Source organism: Novosphingobium sp. KN65.2, from assembly GCF_001368935.1.
Lineage (GTDB): Bacteria > Pseudomonadota > Alphaproteobacteria > Sphingomonadales > Sphingomonadaceae > Novosphingobium > Novosphingobium mathurense.
Window position 1 is genome coordinate 55010 of record NZ_CCBH010000145.1, and the last position, 19660, is coordinate 74669.

The following is a 19660-nucleotide window of genomic DNA, read 5'->3' on the forward strand; positions in this document are numbered from 1 at the left end:
GGGGCTCGTTCAGAAGATGAGGTTGAAGCCGAGCGAGATCGAGCGGCCGTTCTTGATGTAGGCGCGGCTGGCCCCGTCGCTCGTCGACACGGTCTGCCAGTACGTATGCGAATCGAAGAGGTTCTGCACCTGGAGCTGGATCGAGGATTTCTCGAGAAAGCTCTTGCGGAAGGTCAGGTCGACGAAGCTGTACGCCTGCTCGTAGGGATCGTTGCCGAAGTCGTTTATCCCCGCGAGGAACTTCGACTGATAGTTCCAGGCGCCGTAGACTTCCCAGCCGTCGCGTTCCCAGAAGATCTGCAGGTTGGCGATGGTCTGGGGCGTCTCCATCAGCGGCAGGGTGTACCCGTCCGGATGCCAGGACAGGCCGGTCGCGGCCTTCGAACGCTGGAGCGTCAGGTTGCCGCCAATGCCAAGCGATCCGAATGCGCCCGGAAGCCAGTGCAGGAGCTGTTGTCCGCTGATCTCGACGCCATAGACCTCTGCCCACTTGCCGTTGTTGGGCATCGTGATCGCGACGCCTTCGGGATTGACGTTCAGCCCGGCAGTGCCGTGGCGGATATTGCTGGAGGAAGAGCGGAACAGGAAGTTCTCTATCTGCTTGTAGAACAGGGCGATCGAATAGGCCCCCGTTTTGCCGGCGTAGTGTTCCAGCGACATGTCGACGTTGGTGGAGCGCAGCGGCTTGAGATTGGGATTGCCCATCTCGATGCCCGTCAGGATCCATTCGCTGGTCGGGTTCTGGACACCATCGCCGTCCGGATCGCGGTCATAGGCATATTCACGTGCCGAGCTCATTCGGGCGATGTCGGGCCGGGCAAAGCTGGTCCAGACCGCGCCGCGCAGCTTGGTGCGATCGTCCAAGTCGTAATTGACGTGAACCGATGGCAGCCAGTTGGTGAAGCTCGTGCGATCGCGGGTGTAACGTGCGCCGGCTACCGGATCGATGTTCCACGCATTGATGGTGTTGCGCGTGTTCTCCATGCGCAGGCCGGTAATGACTTGGGCATGGCCGAAACGGGCCGTGCCCATCAGGTAGGCGGAGATCACGCGTTCATTGAAGCGGAAGCTGTCCTCATCCGAAATCTTGGCTTGCGAAGGATCGACTGCGAAGCCGTCGAACAGAGTGCTTTTGCCAGCCTTTGCGCGCTGCAGCTCCTCCATCATCGCCTTGTTGTCGAGCGTGGTGCCAAGGCGGTAGTCCCCGGAATAGGCCCCATCGAACAGGTTGGTGATCTCCTTGCCGTAGAGACGCGAGAAATCGGCGAGCGTGCCATCGGCATTGAGGTCCAGGAAGGATCCCTTGTAAGTGCGGCGGCGCGAGTTGTAGTACTTGGCGCCAGCTTTCACGGTATCCAGCAAGGTGCCGCCCGGCTTCCATTCGAGGTTGAACTGACCCTGCCAGAGTTTCTCGTTGGAGCCGCCGACATCGCCTTCCAGACCGCTGAAGCCGTATTGCGAAGGGTCCTGCACCCCGGCCAGACCCGCGCTGTTCAGGATCCACTTGGGAAAGCGCGAATCCTCCGCAGCCGAGAACAGCACGCCCTTGTTGCCGAGCCAACCGTACTTGTCGCTGCGGAATTCCAGTTCGTAGCCGTCGTCGAGATTGTCCTCGGACTGCGAGTAAGAAAGGTCGTAGTCAGCCGTCACGGCGCCCAGTCGCGAGATACCGCCGATGTTGGCCGATGCGAGGCTGCCCGTCTCGTTCGAACCTTCCCAGAAGCGTCGCAGGCGGAACCCCTGGGGATCCCAAGTGCCTGAGCCGCCTACGAGGCTGTAGGTGGAGCGCGCAGAGCGATCGGCGTCGGTGATGATGCCGTCCTTATCGCGGTCGACGATCTGATCGAGGCTGTAGCCGTAGATCCGGCCGAGCTTCCCGTCATAGCCGACGACATTGTCGTCGGGTTGCAGCAGGCCGGTGTCGTTCTTGTCGACCTGCGAGAGGCGGGCCGAGTTGCGGCTGGTGTCATTGCGAAAGTTCAGGCGGTTGAGAAATTCCTTCTTGCGGTACTTGTTGTACTGCCCGCGAAGATGGAGGTCGTGGTTGTCCGAGCGGAAGTCGATGCTGGAATTGATGCCGTAGCGTTCGACGTCGGTTTCACCGAAGCCCAGGTTCATGCCGCGCAGCACGAAGCGATTGGGGTCCCATCCCAGGGTTTCGCTGTCGGCGTACCAGGTGTCGGGCTGGTTGTCGCCGTCGACGCCGTTCCGTTCGAACTGCGACTTGCGGCGGCTCCAGCTTGCCGAAACGAAAACGCCGAAGCTGTCGCTGAACTGCCGCGAAGCGGCAGCCGATACCTGCGCCGACTTGCGGTGGTCGAACTTGTCGAGCATCCCGCCTTCGGCCGAGAGGCGAAAGTAGGTGGGCTTCTGGTCGAATGCGGTGGGAGTCGAAATGTCGACGGAGCCACCGAGCGCATCGCCGTCACGGTCGGGCGTAAGGCTCTTGTAGACCGTGATTTCCTTGATGCCGTCCGGGGGCAGGACCGACAGGCGCACGCCCCGGTAGAACACATTGTCGCGCGAGCCTGCACCGCCGAGGCGCACGCCGTTGATCGAGTAGTTGTTCAGCTCGGTGGAAAGGCCGCGCACGGTGATCCGGTCGCCTTCACCCGTCGTCGCGTTGCGTACGGCATTGACGCCGGGCATGCGCGCGAGGGCCTCGGAAACGTTGTTGGCGGGCAACTTGCCCATGTCGTCGGCGCTGACCGTATCGGAAACGACGTCCGACTTGCGCTTCTTCTCGAGCGATTCCTGTACGGCCTCGAAATAGCCTGTGACGATGATCTCGTCAGGTCCTTGCGACTGGACCCGTGACGAGACCGCGGCACTCGCGGATTCGGGGACGCGGTTCGCCTGTACCGCCGGTGCCATGGCAGCCTTGCGCGGAGTAACGATGATCGTGCGGCCCTGACGTCGGGTCTTTATGCCGGCCCCTTCGACGATCTGCGCCAGCGCGGCGTCCGCTGTCAGGGTGCCGGAGACGCTGGAGCTGCGACGGCCGCGAAGGACCTCGGAAGATGCGGCGACCTGGAGGCCCGTAACCCGGGAGTAGTCGCGCAGTGCACTCGCCAGATCCTGCGCCGGAATGGCGAAATTGAACGTGTGGGCGCTGGCGGCGTGAACCGGCGTCAGCGGTGCGAAGAACGGCAAGGATGCAAGCGAAAGGGCCAGCGCCGATACACCGGCGCGGCAATTGACTGCGCGAAACATGTAATCCCCTGTCTGTGAAATTCTAGACACGGGGAAGACGGGCGTAGATCAACAAACCCGACAAATATATTGCATTACAGAATAATAAACTTACCTGTCCGAATTATGACAATGACTGTTTGTTGTATTATTCTGGATTCAAAAATCATGTTTACGTGTCCGGTGTTTTGAAAATTGCAATGGCTCTAATCGGAGGGGCTTTCGCTTCGGGTCAGGATAATGCGGCTTTCTTCTTCACGCCAGGTCAGGTCGTAGATGGCCGCCAGAGTGTCGAGTACTTCGGTGCGGGCCTCGAGTCTGAATCGGCCGGTAACCCGCAAGTCGCCCATCGCCCGATCGCCCAGAACCACAGGTTTGCCCGAGGTCCGGTTGAGCTGATCGACAAGACGGGCAAGAGCAGTGTCCTGTGCGTCAATCCAACCGTCGATCCAGCCGGGGTATTGCCCGTCGACGCCGTCGAGGCTGCGGACATGCGTGCCCGATATGGCAAGTCCGCTTCCGGCCGGAAGTCGCCATTCGCCGCTGCCCATCTCGACGCTCACCAGCCCGCGATAGACACGCACTTCCCGGTTGCCTCCGTCCATGACGTTGACATCGAATGCAGTGCCCAGGACCGAAATCAGCGCACTGCCGGTATCGACCGTGAAGCGGCGAATCCGTTCGTGCGCAACATCGAAGTAGGCTTCACCCCGCTTGATCCTGACCGTACGTGACCAGGGCGTGATGCGAGCGGTCAACTCCGAGTCGCCGCCAAGGTGGATCGTGGTGCCATCTGCTAGCGCGACGATGCGGTCCTGTCCCCGCAACGTCGCATAGCGGGTCTCCGGCGCGAGAAGACCCAGAGCGAGCGGAACGGACAAGGCGAGAGCGACCAGCGCGGCGGCCAGTCCACCGAAGAACCGGCGCTTGTTGCCTGAAGCCAGGCCCGGTGAATGGGGGAGTTCAGACACCGGCCCATAGCTCAATTCACCCGAAGCGCAGACACGTGGAGCACGGCTTTCGAGGTCGGAAGGACTGGCTGCCAATGCACGTTCCAGTCCTTCCGACTGCCAAAGCGCCGCCATGCGGGCGTAGCTTTCCACGTGACGGGGATCGTCGGCGATCCAGCGATCGAACGCAGCGGCGGTTGCGCTGTCCTGAAGCGGACGGTTCATCCGCTCGATCCAGGTCGCGGCCTGGCCATCGATCTCGGCCCTCTCGTTTGGTCTCACTCATCCCACCCCGCGGGTTCGATTCCCGCTTTTTCCATGGCGCGACGCAAGTCCAGAAGGCCGCGCGTGATGTGTTTTTCGACGGCCTTGATGCTCAGCGACAGGGCTTCGCCGATGGCGCGGCAACTTTCCTGCCGCATCCTGCGTCGGACGATCACTTCGCGGCGCAGCGGCGGCATCCGGTCCAGGCATTGCTGGAACACGGCATAGGCCCTGCGCGAATCAAGCACGCGATCGAGCGACGGGGCCTCGCTCCGCATGTCGTCCCCCGGGGCATCGGTCAGCCGTCGTTCTGCCCTGTATAGATCGACAAGCAGATTGTCGGCGATCCGGAAGCCCAGCGCAAAAACGCTGGCGACGGCCTGCTTGCGGCTAACCGATATAAGCCGGATTAAGGTCTCCTGCGCGATATCTTCCGCGACATCTGCCCGGACGGCGCGCGCTCTCAGGTAGCGGATGAGGCCTGTTTGGACATGGCCCCAATCTTCCTGTTCCGAAGCCGGCCCGCCGGACGGCAGAGATTCCAGATTTGCTCGCACCGGCCCCTCGGTTGGTTCATCGGGAGCCCCGTAGCGGCCTTATATGATGGTTTTGCGAAACGCTCGTAACGAGGACGAGCGACCGCAATTCTTATGCAGCACAACTGTCGGACGGCACACTCCTCCTGAGCGGCCGTACGATCCAAGCGTCGATTGCTGCCACGCCATGATCGGGGCCACACAGTGCATCGTCGATGGTATATGCCAAGATATATGCCCCGTCATATTAAAGTCGAATTCTAGAATAAACGGTATGTTAATAACCGCGTGCGAACAGCTTCGCATGCAGAAGATTTTTCCGCATTTTTTCAGCCAGTTGAGTCTGAGTTTGTTCCGCCACAAGGGTGGTGGGGTCGGCGTTATCGCCGGCCTTTCCTTGCCCGTCGTGCTCGGTGCTGCGGGGCTTGCCTTCGATATAAATCGTGGTCTCGAGCAGCAGGCGGCAAACCAGCGGGCGGCGGATATGGCGGCGCTAGGCGCAGCCATGGCCTTCAAGGCGAATTCCAGCGAAGCCGTGCTGGAACCGACTGCGAAGGACATCGTGCGCGCCAACGGAATTGCCGGCGCGACGGTACGGGCAACGGTGCACGACGATTTTCCCTCGGCAGGGGACCAGTCGGTGCGCGTGACCGTGACTACGCAGGCGCCCTATACGCTCGCCAAAGTCGTGGGCATGGGGGATCGCTTCAGCGTGCAGACGCAGTCCTTCGCGTCCCTGACGACGCAGGCGCCTTATGCACCGCCTTGCTTCCTTGCCCTCTCCAGCGCGAGCGACGCGATCACCGTGACCGGCGGCGCTTCGATCGATGCGCCGGACTGTTCGATCGCGGCCGTCGGCAGTGTGCAGAACAAGGGGCAGTTGATCCGCGGGCATGACATCATTTCCGGCAGTGGCGACATCGTGGTCGACTATGGCACGCTGTCCGCCGAGTCTTTGCGTTTTGCCGGAAGTTTCAGCGCCCCCCCCTGGAACGGCAACGTTCCTCCCGCGGACAAGCGCAAGAACCAGGCGACCGAACTGGTCGATCCCTGGGCCGACAATGCGGATCTGGCCGATGCCCGCAGCGAACTGGGTAACTATACCAGCATTCCCGGCCTCTCGAACCCCGATACGTCCGTTTGCTCGGGGGCAAAGGACTATGCCCTGGACTGGAGCCCGAACGCGTCTCACCCTGCGAAGGCCTACTGGACGGGGTCTGGCTACAATCTTCCGGCAGCGACGTACTGCATCAAGAAGCTGACGACCGGCGGGGGCCTTGCGATCAGGTTCGCAAGCGGTTCACGGATCTATGTGCAGCAGGGCGTGGCGATCGGCGGCGGCTCCAGCGTGGACTTCGGGGACTCCGATATCTTCGTCAACGGCGGCTTCGACAGTGGTTCCAGCGGCGTGACGATCGGCAACGGCACCTTGTGGATCGGCAACGGCGGCCTGGTCAAATGGCAGGGCACCAACCGCAAGGGCAATGGCACCGTCATCATCAACCAGACCATCACGCTGGGCGGCGGTCAAAAGTTGCTGATGGGAGATGGCAGCCACTTCTTCGGCGGGTTCAATCTGGGAGGAGGCGGTTCGGCCAAGATGGGTGACGGCGATTTCACCGCGGTTGCGGGGATCTTCATTGCCGGCGGCAGCGAACTTGCCGTTGGCAACGGCAATTACCTGATCGGACCGGGCAGCGGCAATGCGGCCATCAAGCTTTCTGGCAGCGCCATTTACCTCATGGGTGACGGGACCTTCAGCGCCAATGGCGACATCGATACCGCGGGCGGCAGCCGCATCGCTTTCGGCCGCACGCGCAATCATTACATCAACGGCAACCTCAGGATTGCCGGATCCGCGGTCTTCGGCGCCGGACGCTACACGATTGCGGGCGGCTTCACGAACGGCACCGGCGGCACGACCTGGCCTTATACCTCGCCGCTGAACGGTTTGACTTACGGCTCGGACTTCTCTGGCTACGACATGGGCGGCAGCGACGTGACCTTCATTCTCGGTGGCACGCTCAGCCTTGCCGGCGGAGCCAAGACCAAGCTGGTCGCGCCCGGCGATTCGGTGAGCGGGGGGCAGATCGGCGACCTGCTCATCGATTCCCTGACGACGGCGGACACCAATTGGACTGGTGGTTCGGCCAACAACTTCGCGGGAACCGTCCATTTGCCCAAGTCGCTAGTGAAGATGGCTGGCGGCAACACGACCCTTGGGCATGGGCAGTGCTTTACGCTGATAGCCAGCAAGATCGCGGCGAACGGCGGTGCGTCGGCCGGATCCGCCTGTCCGTCGATGGCAGGCGATGCGGGCGGCAAGACCAGTTCCATCCGGTTGGTGCGGTGATGGCCGGTCTGCTGCGCAGGGTACAGCGGGACGAGGGGGGTGTTGCCACCATCGAATTCGGCATCTGGGTGACGGCCTTCTTTCTCGTCATCATGGGCGTGCTGGATTTCGCCAGTTTCTACATGGAGCGCTCGCGGGTGAATGAGGCCCTGTCGGCCGCAGCGACCAAGTCCTTCGCGGACCGCGAGAACGTCGATTTCGGCGCATTGCCCGGCTACGTGCGCAATTTCGCCGAGATGCCCGCGCTTGGCGTAACGGCAAGCTGCAACGGCGTGGCCGCGGCCTGCACTAACCTCAATCGCACCTGTGCCTGTCTCAAGAACGACGGGACGTACCGCGCCGGGACTTGCGGCGATACCTGTACCGGCGCCGGGATGACCTCGGGGTCTACCGCGGGGTATTATGTGACGCTTTCGGCGAATCACCGGTTCTCGCCGATCCTGTTACCCGGCGGATTGCTCAAGGGCATGTCGAGTGGGCAGTCCGTCACAGTGAGAGTCCAGTGATGCGCCTGTTATCCCGGATCGGGCGCAATACCCGGGGTGCGACAATCGTCGAATTCGCACTCGTTGCACCGATCTTCGTGATCCTGCTGTTCGGCATTATCGAGGGCAGCCGCGCATTCTGGGTCAAGCAGACGCTGGAACGCGTCGCCCATGCCACTGCCCGCTGCATGTCGGTCGATTCCGCCTGCGCCACCACTGCCGCGCAAAAGCAATATGCCGTCGATCGCGCCAGGGCCTTGGGGGTTGGCGTCGAACTTGCAGATGTCGCGATCACCGGGGGAACGACCTGCAAGGGCAACGCGAACTCCAATTCGGTGACGATCACGCGTCCCTTCGAGACGGTGCTGGGCGACATGGTCGCCATCGTGCCCAAGGAACTCACCGGATCGGGCTGTTTTCCGATACTGACCTGACTTTCGGGAATTGCCCGTCCCGGTCAGGGGCGGACCTGTGCTTCACCGCGCGCAGCGGCGTCGTCGTCATGACTGCGAAACAAAACTGGTGACGGGGGTGCCCCCGGTCCCGGCACGACTTCATTCGGAATGTCCGGTTCGGCCCGTCTCGCTTGTCTGAGCATCGGGTACCGCTTCGCTTGTGGGCCGCCGTGTGGAGTTGATTGTGACCAGGGACAGACCACGGGCTCCGGGATTGTCATCAGATGCACGCGCAGGCGGTCTTTCGGCATGACCGCAAACACCTTGCCTTTCGGGATCGGTGTCGGCGAGCGGCGGGCACTGGTCGCATTCCTCGTGCGCAAGTCCGGAAGCGAGATGCTGGCCGAGGACATCGCTCACGATGCGATCATCCGCCTCGTCGAGTTCCAGAGTCGCGAGAAAGTGCGCAACAGCAAGGCGCTTCTTTTCAAGATCGCGGTAAACCTGCTCATCAACCACCAGCGGCGCGAGAACCGCACGGTCGAAGGCGTCACCGACGAATTCGTGGACGAACGCCCAACCCAGGACCGCGCTGCGCTCGACAGCGACAGGCTCGCCCAATTGCAGCGGGCGATCGATGCCCTGCCGCCCCTGCGGCGGGAGGTTCTGGTCCGTCGCCGTCTGGAAAACCAGTCTTACGAAGAGATCGGGCGGGCGCTCAATCTCTCGTCTGCGGCCGTAGAGAAGCACGTGGTGCGCGCACTCGCATCCTTGCGCGCGTACCAGGACAAGCACGTGTTCGAGGGAGTATCGCCATGGTGATCCGCATCGGAGCCTTCCGTCATTACGAAGACCGGATCGACGAGATCCAGGCGCAAGCGGCATTCTGGGTGGCGCGAGAGAACAGCGGACGGATCCGTGAGGCGGAGCGCATCGAACTGCGCGAATGGCTGGCACGCAGTCCGGCGCATGAGCTGGAATACACCCTGGCCGACAGTCTCTACGCCGACGAGACGCTGACGGCCGCGCTGAAGACGGCGCCGCGCCTTGCCGCGCAGCGCCGCGCCTTGCCGGTCAAGGCGGCGCTCGAGTGGGTGCAGCAGGGCCTTGCGGCAATCGCGTGGCCGAAACTCGTTGCAGCCAGCTTGTGTCTTGCGCTTTGCCTTGCGTCCGCCAGCGTGCTGTTCCAGCCGACGCCTGACGCTCCGGCCGAAGATTCCCGACTGGCCCGGGGCATGGTGCTGGAAACCAGGCCTGGCGAGCGGTTGCTGGTGCAGCTTCCCGATGGCAGCCGCGTCGAACTGGGCGGGGATACCAGTGCAGAGGCGCGTTTCACGCCTACCGAGCGCCACTTTGCCCTGCGCCGCGGCGACGCGCATTTCGACGTCGCCCATGACACATCGCGTCCCTTCCTGATCCAGACGAAGCGGGCAGGGGTGCGCGTGGTCGGCACGCGCTTCCTGATCAGCCAACTGGACGAGGACACCCGCGTCGATGTCTATGACGGCACGGTCGAAATTCGGCCCGACAGCGACGAGACCTCGAAGCTTCTGCTCAAAAGGGGCTCGCGCGTCATGATTGGCCGGGACGTCACGATTACGCACTTCGATGCAACCGATGAAAACGACTGGCGCAATGGCTGGGTCGATGAGGCGCAGATTTCGCTGGGCGATCTGGCCAAGCTTGTAGAGAGGCGCAGCGGCGAACGTATCGTTATGGATAATGACCTTACACAATTGAAACTCTCGGGTCGATTTCGCATTAATAGGCCAGACGATCTGTTAGAAAAACTCGGACATGCCTATGGGTTCAAGAAAATATACAAAGACAATACATATTACTTGGTTGATGGTAATTAGTGTAACAAAAGTGTAGTAATAAGTACCTGAAACTTTAATAAAAAATATTGTCCGGATCTTCCGCTGGGCGCTGTCTTGTCAGTCGAACAAGCACTATCTGTTGTTGCGGAGGAATTGTGTTCAAGACTTTACGAATGTCCTTGCTTGCCTCGAGCATCCTGCTCGCGGGAACTGCCGGCGTCGCACAGGCCCAGGACCGGGGGCAGGCTTCGGCCACCTATCAGGTGAAGTTGACGGCCCAGCCGCTTTCCGAAGCGCTGCGGACGCTCTCGCGCCAGACCGGACTTGAGATCGTCTTTCGTCCCGAACTCGTCCGCGGCCGCAATGCCCGTGCCGTTTCCGGGCAGCTCAGTGCGCAGAACGCGCTCGACCGCCTGTTGCTGAACAGCGGACTGGTTGTCCGCTACGCCAATGGCACCGCTTTTCTCGAGCGCGCGCCGGCGCAGCGTCAGCCTGTGGCGCTCGTCGCCCCGGTGAGCGCCGCTGCCACTGTCGGCGCGAGCGAGGACAACACGTCCGAAATCGTCGTGACCGGCACGTACTCGGCCTCGATTTCCGATGCGCTCGATCGCAAGCGTTCGGCGAACAACGTCGTCGACTCCATCGAGGCGGTCGACATTGCCAGCTTCCCTTCGCAGAACCTTGCCGAAGCCCTGCAGCGCCTGCCGGGCGTCACTATCGAGCGCGACCGCGGTGAAGGTCTTTTCGTCAAGGTCCGTGGCCTCGGTGCCAACTTCCAGGTAACCCTGCTGAACGGCCAGTCGATCGCGGTGAACGAGAACGTGCGCGACAGCGGCCAGAGCGGTCGCCAGTTCCGCTTCGACACGATTCCGGCCGAACTCGTCGCCGGTGTCGACGTCGTGAAGAGCCCCTCGGCCAACCTCGAGGAAGGCGCCATCGGCGGCATCGTCAACATTCGCACCTTCAAGCCGCTCGATCTGGAATCCGGCAAGTTCGTGGTCAGCGCCGCGGGCAGCTATGCCGAGAAGGCGGATCGCGTCGATCCCAACTTCTCGACCCTCGCGAGCTGGAAGAACGACAGCGCGACCTTCGGTGCGCTCATCGCGGCGACCTATTCGAAACGTTCGACGCGCCAGGATCGCCTGACCGGCATCGACTGGGGCATCGACAAGATGGATCTGGATGGCGATGGAACCAGCGATGGCGAATACCTCCACCCCTGGTCGCTGCGCCCGACGCTCGAGCAGGAAGACCGTGAGCGCTACGCCGTTAACGCGGCCGTGCAGTTTGCGCCGAGCGATGCCGTCAACCTCGCGCTCGAAGGCTTCTACACGCGCCTGAACGACTACTATGACGAACTGACCTATTCGGTCGGCTTCGATCCCAAGACGCTCGTTCCGGGCAGCGCGGTGATCCAGGACGGCGTCGTGGTCGGCGGCATCAGCAAGTCGGACTCGCAGATCGGTCGCGACATTTCCGACATGGTTCACCAGAACTGGTTCGTCGGCCTCAGCGGCGACATCAAGGCCGGTGGCTGGACTTTCCACCCCAAGGCCTATGTCACCCGTGCACTTTCGGACACGGCCGGCCCGATCACCCGTACCCGCCTCAGCGGCCCGATCGGACGCGTTCGCCTCACGATGCCGAAGGCCGAGTCCGGCGCGATGCCATCGGTCGAGCTGCTCGACAGCAATCTCGATCAGGCCAGCCTGCTGCCCTTCCGCCGCATCGAATGGCGCCCGCTCAAGTCGATCGACAAGGAGCATGCCTACGGCCTGAGTGTCGAGCGTCCGGTCAATTTCGGTCCGTTCGTGTCGATCGACCTTGGCGCCAAGTACCGCAGCCGCAGCCGCGATTACGACCGTCGCGATCTCAAGTTCGAGACGCTCAAGGGCAAGCACTTCGACGGGACCTACTTCAACCAGTTCCCGTTCAACGACTTTCTTTCGAGCATGAAGGGCAGCCTGCCGACCTCGTGGGTACAGCCGCGCCCCGATCCGTTCTGGAACGAGTCGGACACGAGTGCCATCGCCAGTACCGAGCCGACCCGCGCCGACAAGCGCAACTCCTACCAGATCGACGAGGAAATCACCTCGGCGTACGGTATGGCCAACTTCGACTCGCTGCTGGGCTCCACGCCGTTCCGGGGTAACATCGGCATGCGTTATGCGCATACCCGCCAGACTTCCTCGGGCCATGCCGAAACCGGCACCGAAGCGGTGCCCGTCAGCTTCGTCACCACTTACGACGACTTCCTGCCTTCGGCCAACCTCGTGGTGGAGCCGGCGCGGAACCTGATCCTGCGCTTTGCGGCGGCCCGCGTCATCACGCGGCCGTCGCTGGCCGACCTCGCACCGCGTCTGACGCTGAATTCGTCGGGCCTGATCTTCGAGGCAAATGGCGGTAACCCGAACCTCAAGCGCTTCCAGGCGTGGCAGTACGACGCGGGCGTGGAATACTACTTCGCCCCCAGCAGCGCCCTGATCGCCAGTGTCTTCTACAAGGACATCGGCACTTTCGTGTACAATCAGGTGACCGACTTCACCGTCGACGGCAACGTCTACAAGCTGACCGCCCCGACCAATGGCGGCGATGCTTGGGTGAAGGGCCTCGAACTGGCCTTCCAGCACCAGTTCACCTTCCTGCCCGCCCCGTTCGACGGGCTGGGCCTGCAGGCGAACTACACCGTCACCGACAGCAAGGCGACCTACAGCGCCACGATCAAGGACGACCTCGCCGGCATCGCCAAGCACAGCTACAACCTGACCGGTTTCTACGAGAACGGTCCGTTCGAAGCGTGGCTGAGCTATAGCTGGCGCGGCAACGTGCTGCAGTCGGTCGGCACCAACAACCGCCTGTCGCAGAATTCCAAGGCATTCGGCAGCGTTGACGGCAGCCTCAGCCTGCGGGTTACCGACTATGCGCAGATCTCGCTGCAGGGCATCAACATCCTGGACGCGAAGCAGCTGGACTACGTCGATAACAACTGGCTCGCCGGTTACACCGACTACGGCCGCACCGTGCGCCTCTCTGCACGCGTAAGTCTCTGATCTTCCGATGCCTGTGGGCCCCTGGTCCTTCCCCGAAAGGGAGAGGGTCGGGGGCTCGCACTATTGGGATTCGCAGACAGGCGAACAGAACACTCATGCGCAAATCCATCATCGGCAGGCAGTCGCTTGCCTTGGTCACCTTCTTCCTCGCCACCGCCGCAAGCGGGCAGCTAGGGGGGGGCGGGCAAGCAAGTGGCGAGGACGGCCCGCGTGAGTGGCTGGCGGGGGATCATCACGTCCATTCTGAATTCAGCGCGGGCTGGCAGCCCGATCCGGCGCATCCCGAGGCCGCGCCAAAGCCGGTTCTGGGCGGGGACAGCCGTCACACCGGTTTGCAGAACGCGCAGATGGCCCGCCGCTTCGGTCTGGACTGGATGGTCGCGACGGATCACGGTGGCCCGCACCATTCCGAACTGAACTATCGCGTTGCCTGGCCGGTGATCGAGGATGTGCGCAAGGCGGTCCCCGACCTCATCGTATTTTACGGGCTGGAGTTCGACACACCCGGCGGAGAGCATGCAACGCTTATCATGCCGCGCGATCCTTCCGAGCGCGAGAACCTGCGCCGGATCGAGGCCGGCTATGCCGAGCGCGACGCCTGGCCGACCGATCCGGCGCGCGATTCGAAGCCCAGGATGCTGGAGGCGCTGCGCATGATGGAGGGGCTGACGCCCCGGCCGGTCCTGCTCGCCAACCATCCTTCACGTACCGCCACTGGCCCGGGCCTGTGGGGGCTTCATGATCCCGAAGAATTCCGCCGATGGATGGATGTAGCCCCCCACGTCGCAGTCGGCATGGAAGGCATTCCGGGTCATCAGGCCGCAATGCCGGAGAAAGGCAGGGACGCCGCCCATGGCTCTCGCGGCCTGTACGGCGGCTACCCCACGATGGGCGGCTTCGACCAGATGACCGCGACGCTGGGCGGGGCATGGGACGCAATGCTGTCCGAAGGGCGGCATTGGTGGATCACGGCGGGGTCGGATTCGCATGGCCACCACAGCGAAGGCGGCGCCGATTTCTGGCCGGGCGAATATGCCAAGACCTGGGTTCATTCGCGCCGCGAACCGGCTGACATCCTCGACGGTTTGCGCAAAGGCCGCGTCTTCGTGAGTACCGGCAATCTGGTGACGGGGGTTTCGCTTGCAGTGGCCGGAAGGCCGGTCGAACTGGGCTCGACACTTGCCCTACCCGCGAAGGGGCCCACGTTGCTGACGATCGAGCTTATGGGGGCAGTGGGCAAGCCGGGGATGGCGGTGGATGCCGCGCTCGATCATGTCGATGTCATCGTCGGCTCGGTGGGCACATCGGGTGGAATCGATACCCACGTTGCGCGGCAGTTCCCGATACCGAGGGCTAGCGGCAAGAGCGGCAAGGTCACGCTGCAGTACCGGATTCCCGACTTCGACGGGGAAATCTACCTGCGTCTGCGCGGAACCAATACCAAGCAGGGCGAACCGGACGTCGATGTCCCCGGCGAAGATCCCGGGGCTGACTTGTGGTTCTACAGCAACCCGATTTTCCTGACCCGCGACTGAGGTTTCGCCGTCTCGGCAGGCGGCGGCGCAATAGTCGCGGCAGCTGGCGCAGCCCCTCTTGAGGGGCATTCGGTTCTGCCGTTCAAGATTGTAATCCTCTCATTCTTCCCTGTCGGATATCAATTTGATAATCCTGCCGTTTAACGGAGGGACCTGAAGCTTGTGATCCGATTGCTGCTGGCGCTTTTGTTATGCGCGTCCCCCTTGTGCGCGCGGGCTAACGAAGCGGAGGGGCGCAGACTTTTCGTCGATCCGAAAAGCACGACAGCCAGGATCGCGGAGCGCCTGGCAGGGCAGGCACGCCGCGACGCCTTGGCGATGGCAGGCATTCCTTCGGCATCATGGTTCACCGATGGCACGCCCGAAAGGGTCGAGCGCAAGGTTCGTGCCCTGGTCGACCGTGCAGTTGCCCGGCGCGAAGTACCGGTGCTCGTGGCCTACAATATTCCCTACCGCGACTGCGCGCTCTATTCTGCCGGGGGCGCGAAGGACGGCGCTGCCTATCGCGCCTGGATTCGCGGATTTGCGAAAGGGATCGGGGATCGTGAGGCAATCGTCATTCTCGAACCTGACGGGCTGGGCGTCATTCCCTGGCATCGCACGCTTTCGGAAGAGCTTGAGAACTGTCGCCCTGAAGGCCTCGACGAACGCGCCGCCGATACGCGTTTCGAACTCTTGCGAGACGCGGTTCTGACACTTTCCGAGCTGCCGAATGTCGGCCTCTACCTCGACGGTACCGGAAGCGGCTGGCTGACGCCCGCGGAAGCCGCAAGCCGCCTGATCCGTGCCGATGTGGCAAGGGCAGATGGTTTCTTCCTCAATGTTTCGAATTACGAGAGCGATGCGCGCCTCGTGCCTTACGCGCGGTGGGTCAGCGATTGCATCGCGCTGGTGAACCGGGGCGGGCTGGAGCCGCGCCAATGCCCCGCGCACGACAAGGGTGTTGATGAGGCCGGGTTCGGGGCCTCGGTCGCAAGGACCGACGCGTCCTACAACCAACTGTTCGGGCAATTGGGAGTCGCACGCGATCCGGGAGTTCAGAAGCGCGCGGTGATCGATTCCAGCCGCAACGGGCGTGGCGGCTGGTCACCGCCGACTGGCAAGTACGCGGACGCGGAGGTCTGGTGCAATCCGCCGGGGCGTGGATTGGGGCGTCGGCCGACGCTCGAGAGCGAAGAGGCTTATGTCGACGCCTATCTCTGGATCAAGATTCCCGGTGAATCGGATGGCCAATGTCATCGCGGGCATGGCGGCCCAGCCGACCCCGAGCGAGGCGTGATCGCGCCGCCTGCCGGTTCGTGGTTCGCAGCCCAGGCGCGCGAACTCGTCGAAAATGCAGACCCTCCGCTGGTTGCGAAGTAGTCTTTCGGATCGTCTGCCATGGGCATCAGGCCGGTGGCGGAACGGTAGAGGCGCGGACGAGAAGTTCGTGCGCATGATCGCGGCGGCGCGGTTCCTGTGGTTCGCTTTCGCCGTCGAGCGCGGCGATGAGCCGGTCGGCTGCGTCCCACGCCATCTCGCGTACGGGCTGGTTCACCGTGGTCAACTGCGGCCATGCAGTGCGCGAAACTTCGGAATTGTCGAACCCGGCGACGGACACATCCTGCGGAACCGCAAGCCCCAGTTCGCGCGCTGCGGCCATCGCGGCGACAGCCATATCGTCGTTCTGCGCGAGGATCGCGGTGGGCCGGGGCGTGCGACGCAGCAACTCCAGCGCAACCCGGTAGCCGACATCGAATGTGAAGTCGCCGGTGACGACGAGGTCCTGATCGATGGCAATGCCTGCCTTTTCGAAGGCGCGGCGATAGCCGTCCATGCGTCCGATGCTTGCGGCGTGGGAGGGGTCGCCCAGAATGATCGCCACGCGTCTGTGGCCAAGGGTCAGGAGATGCGCCGCGACTGCCTCGCCCGCCGCCACTTCGTCCATCGTGACGACGAGCCCGCGATCGAGCTCGCTGTGCGGGGTGATGCGCGCATAGGGCAACTTCTGGCGGTCGAGCATGTCGAGCAGCAGAGGCTGGTCGCAGGCCGGAGGCGCAAGCAGCACTCCGTCGAGACCGGCGCGCAGGAGCAGCTTGCCAAGTTCCTCCTGACGGTTCGTTACCTGACTGAAAGGCAGTACGACGAGCCGGTAGCGCCCGGCTTCGAGGCGGCTGAGCGCACCGTTCTGCAGCTCGACGACATAACTGGGGCTAGGCCGCTCATAAGTCAGGCCGATGAGATAGGAACGCCGTGCGATCAGGCTCTGCGCGGCGATGTTGGGATGATAGTCGAGCGCCGCCGCGGCCTCCTTGACCTTCTGGCGGACTTTCTCGCTGACGTGAGGGGCATCGTTGAGCGCGCGAGAAACGGTCTTGGGTGTGACGCCAGCGACCCGCGCAATATCGACGATCGTTGGTCTCTTCGAAATTGTGTTCTCCAATCAGCAATTTAGGTCAATTTCCCGGATCGCTGTCCCCACGCGCGAAACCTTCTTAGCGGGTCTATTGACTTCTGTCGACAATCGACAGTAAACGTTGACCGTCTCGTCGGTAAACGTTGACAATTTTGTAAGGTGGGAGAGGAAATGAAACTGCCAGGCAGCGCCGCACTGGCGCTTGGTACGACGTCGCTGGTGGCCATGGCCTCCGCTTGCTTCGCGGATCTCGCGGCGGCGCAGGCGGCCGTGGCGGAAGTGGGCGTCGGTCAGGCGCACCCGCAGGAGTGGCCGGCCCGCAAGGCGACAGTCCCACTTGATCCCTCGGTCGAAACCCGCATCGACAAGCTGATCGCGGCCATGTCGCTGGAGCAGAAGGTCGGGCAGATTATCCAGGCCGACGTCGGCAGCGTGACGCCGGAAGATGTCCATCGCTACCACCTCGGTTCGGTGCTCAACGGCGGCAACACTACGCCGGATGGTCATTACAACACACCGGCCGAGAAATGGCTGGCGGCGGCGGATGCGTTCTATGCCGCGTCGATGAAGCCGAGCGGCAAACTCCCCCGCATCCCGATCATCTGGGGCAGCGATGCCGTCCACGGTCACAACAACATCGTTGGCGCCACGCTGTTTCCTCACAACATCGGCCTTGGGGCGACGCGCGATCCGGAGCTGATCCGCCGCATCGGCGAGGCGACGGCGATAGAGATGCGCGTGACGGGTCTCGACTGGACCTTCGCACCGACGCTTGCCGTCGTGCGGGATGACCGCTGGGGCCGCACTTACGAAGGCTTCGGCGAGACTCCCGAAATCGGCGCCAGCTATGCCGCGCCGCTGATCGAAGGCTTGCAGGGCAAGCTGGGCGACAAGGACTGGCTTCGCGGACCGCACATCGTCGCCACAGCCAAGCACTTTCTGGGCGATGGCGGCACCAGTGGCGGCAAGGACCAGGGCGATACCCAGATGTCCGAGGCGCGCCTGCGCGACCTGTTCAGCCCGCCCTACATCCCGGCGCTGAATGCGGGCGTGCAATCGATCATGGTCAGCTTCTCGAGCTGGAACGGCACCAAGATGCACGGCAACCGCTCAATGATGACCGATCTCATCAAGGATCGCTGGAACTTCGACGGTTTCCTGGTCGGTGACTGGAACGGGCACGGTCAGGTCAAGGGCTGCACGACCACCGACTGCCCCCAGGCCGTGGATGCCGGACTCGACATGTACATGGCCCCGGACAGCTGGAAGGACCTCTACCGAACGACGCTCGCGCATGCGAAGGACGGCACGCTGCCGCTGGCGCGCCTCGACGATGCCGTGCGCCGCATCCTGCGCGTCAAGATCCGTGCCGGTCTGTTCGAGGCAGGCAAGCCCTCGTCCCGGCCTTACGGCGGGCGCTTCGAATTGCTCGGAAGCAAGGAACACCGGGCGGTTGCACGCCAGGCGGTGCGCGAGTCCCTCGTCCTGCTCAAGAATGCCGGTCGCGTGCTGCCGCTCAAGGCTTCGGCCAACGTGCTGGTGGCGGGCGATGGCGCCGACAACATGGCCAAGCAGGCCGGCGGCTGGACGCTGAGCTGGCAGGGCACCGGCACCAAGCGTGCCGATTTCCCCAATGCCCGGACCATCTGGGAGGGGATCGACGAGGCGGTCCGGGCCGCGGGCGGAAAGGCGACCCTGTCGGTGGACGGCAGCTATTCGCAAAAGCCCGATGTCGCCATCGTTGTCTTCGGTGAAGATCCCTATGCCGAGTTCCAGGGCGACCGGCCCGATGTCGCCTTCGACGATGCGAAGAACCTGGCGCTCCTGCGTTCGCTCAAGGCCAAGGGCGTCCCCACGGTCGCGGTGTTCCTCTCCGGGCGCGCCATGTGGGTCAATCCGTTCCTCAATGCCGCGGATGCATTCGTCGCTGCCTGGCTGCCCGGTTCCGAAGGCGGCGGCGTGGCAGATGTCCTGTTCGGCAAGTCCGACTTCCACGGCAAGTTGCCTTACAGCTGGCCGAAGTCGAGCGACCAGACGGCGGTCAACTTCGGCGACAAGGACTATGATCCGCTCTTTCCCTATGGTTTCGGACTGAGGTTCGGCGACAGTGGCGAACTGCCTCGATTGCCCGAACAGCGTGCAAGCGCTGCGGTTGCCGATCCCGGAATCCTCTTCGCCGCGGGTCGGCCCGGGAACGGTCGTCGCTTGCTGCTCGGTGCACCGGGGGCACTGTCGACGAACCCGGGGCCGTCGCTCATCGAAGCGCGTGCGGTCGACCGCACGGCGCAGGAGGACTCGGTTCGTCTGAACTGGACGGGCGCAGGCAAGGCCATTGCCGCCATCGTACAGGATGAGCCGGTGGATCTGTCGCGCGAGGCCAACGGCGAACTTGCCCTCGAACTGGAATTCAAGGTCAATTCCGCGCCGACTGCCGATGTCAGCCTGCTCATGACCTGCGGTGACAACTGCCTCGGAGGTTTCCCGATCGGCAACATGCTCGCGCAGGCTGCGGTCACGCAGAAATGGACCCGCCTGGCGATTCCGTTGCGCTGCTTCGAAAAGGCCGGCGTGGACATGAGCCGCGTCGACAAACCGCTATCGATCACGACGGCCGGTCGTCTCGACATGACATTGTCCTCGGCGCGCATCCTCGCGCCGTCGGGCCCGCAACTTGCTTGTAAATGA

Annotated in this window: 13 protein-coding genes; 9 read left to right on the forward strand and 4 right to left on the reverse strand. The window is 63.1% G+C overall.

The window, feature by feature from the left end:
• Positions 1-9 precede the first annotated feature (9 nt).
• The 3 genes from SPHV1_RS09975 to SPHV1_RS09985 form a co-directional block, all read right to left on the reverse strand.
• The gene (locus tag SPHV1_RS09975; RefSeq protein WP_082430953.1) at positions 10-3213 is read right to left on the reverse strand and encodes a TonB-dependent receptor; all 3204 of its coding nucleotides are present in this window, start codon (positions 3211-3213) and stop codon (positions 10-12) included.
• 185 nt (positions 3214-3398) lie between these two features.
• A complete protein-coding gene (locus tag SPHV1_RS09980) occupies positions 3399-4424 on the reverse strand; it encodes a FecR domain-containing protein (RefSeq protein WP_054945885.1) in 1026 nt (341 codons plus the stop codon).
• The gene (locus tag SPHV1_RS09985; RefSeq protein WP_054945886.1) at positions 4421-4963 is read right to left on the reverse strand and encodes an RNA polymerase sigma factor; all 543 of its coding nucleotides are present in this window, start codon (positions 4961-4963) and stop codon (positions 4421-4423) included. Before SPHV1_RS09985 ends, SPHV1_RS09980 begins: the two co-directional genes overlap by 4 nt.
• 283 nt (positions 4964-5246) lie before the next feature.
• Between SPHV1_RS09985 and SPHV1_RS09990 the strand changes: the two genes are divergently transcribed.
• The 8 genes from SPHV1_RS09990 (at position 5247) to SPHV1_RS10025 (ending at position 15942) form a co-directional block, all read left to right on the forward strand.
• On the forward strand, positions 5247-7295 hold the full coding sequence (locus SPHV1_RS09990) for a pilus assembly protein TadG-related protein (protein ID WP_054945908.1): 2049 nt from the start codon (positions 5247-5249) through the stop codon (positions 7293-7295).
• Positions 7295-7801, forward strand: a complete 507-nt coding sequence (locus SPHV1_RS09995) for a TadE/TadG family type IV pilus assembly protein (protein ID WP_054945887.1) — start codon at positions 7295-7297, stop codon at positions 7799-7801. Before SPHV1_RS09990 ends, SPHV1_RS09995 begins: the two co-directional genes overlap by 1 nt.
• On the forward strand, positions 7801-8214 hold the full coding sequence (locus tag SPHV1_RS10000; RefSeq protein ID WP_054945888.1) for a TadE/TadG family type IV pilus assembly protein: 414 nt from the start codon (positions 7801-7803) through the stop codon (positions 8212-8214). The genes SPHV1_RS09995 and SPHV1_RS10000 overlap by 1 nt, the downstream gene beginning before the upstream one ends.
• A gap of 270 nt (positions 8215-8484) precedes the next feature.
• The gene (locus SPHV1_RS10005; protein WP_054945889.1) at positions 8485-8997 is read left to right on the forward strand and encodes an RNA polymerase sigma factor; all 513 of its coding nucleotides are present in this window, start codon (positions 8485-8487) and stop codon (positions 8995-8997) included.
• Positions 8991-10034, forward strand: a complete 1044-nt coding sequence (locus SPHV1_RS10010; RefSeq protein ID WP_054945890.1) for a FecR domain-containing protein — start codon at positions 8991-8993, stop codon at positions 10032-10034. Before SPHV1_RS10005 ends, SPHV1_RS10010 begins: the two co-directional genes overlap by 7 nt.
• A gap of 134 nt (positions 10035-10168) precedes the next feature.
• Complete coding sequence (locus tag SPHV1_RS10015; protein ID WP_054945891.1) at positions 10169-13045, forward strand: TonB-dependent receptor; 2877 nt, start codon at positions 10169-10171, stop codon at positions 13043-13045.
• Positions 13046-13140: 95 nt separating this feature from the next.
• A complete protein-coding gene (locus SPHV1_RS10020; protein ID WP_054945892.1) occupies positions 13141-14580 on the forward strand; it encodes a hypothetical protein in 1440 nt (479 codons plus the stop codon).
• Between the two features lie 162 nt (positions 14581-14742).
• Positions 14743-15942: a glycoside hydrolase family 6 protein gene (locus SPHV1_RS10025; protein ID WP_255352268.1), complete on the forward strand. Its 1200-nt coding sequence runs from the start codon at positions 14743-14745 to the stop codon at positions 15940-15942.
• Positions 15943-15967: 25 nt separating this feature from the next.
• Here SPHV1_RS10025 and SPHV1_RS10030 read toward each other — a convergent pair whose 3' ends face one another.
• Positions 15968-17002 carry a LacI family DNA-binding transcriptional regulator gene (locus SPHV1_RS10030; protein ID WP_082430954.1) on the reverse strand — a complete coding sequence of 345 codons (1035 nt, stop codon included), beginning with the start codon at positions 17000-17002 and terminating at the stop codon, positions 15968-15970.
• A 144-nt stretch (positions 17003-17146) separates the two neighbouring features.
• Between SPHV1_RS10030 and SPHV1_RS10035 the strand changes: the two genes are divergently transcribed.
• The gene (locus tag SPHV1_RS10035) at positions 17147-19660 is read left to right on the forward strand and encodes an exo 1,3/1,4-beta-D-glucan glucohydrolase (protein WP_054945893.1); all 2514 of its coding nucleotides are present in this window, start codon (positions 17147-17149) and stop codon (positions 19658-19660) included.